This is a genomic window from Halalkalibacter flavus, assembly GCF_036663575.1.
Classification (GTDB): domain Bacteria; phylum Bacillota; class Bacilli; order Bacillales; family Bacillaceae_D; genus Halalkalibacter; species Halalkalibacter flavus.
The window spans coordinates 1-246 of record NZ_JAWRVK010000362.1 but is presented as its reverse complement, the minus strand read 5'-3'; the positions used below and the strand labels follow the sequence as shown (position 1 = coordinate 246).

The following is a 246-nucleotide window of genomic DNA, read 5'->3' as shown; positions in this document are numbered from 1 at the left end:
GTACTGGCCCTTACTGAAGATGAATGCACATTGACTCCAGACCAAGTTCCAGTTTGTTGTAAAGAGCCAAAACCTACTGAAGAAATCAAAGAAGATAAATCACGCGAAGAATTGGGAAAGAAATGTGTTGAAAATAATACCAAGGGAAAGAAAGCTAACACTGAGGCAGAAGAATTCCAGATCGCAGAGTGTGTTGACGAATGTATCTTCAGGGATGTCTTTGGCTATGTGAACAAGAAAACCAAC

General features: G+C 40.2%; 1 protein-coding gene. It reads left to right on the top strand.

The window, feature by feature from the left end:
- Window positions 1-246, top strand: a 246-nt coding sequence (locus SAY88_RS25480; protein WP_332635230.1) for a hypothetical protein, incomplete at both ends; no start/stop codon positions are given.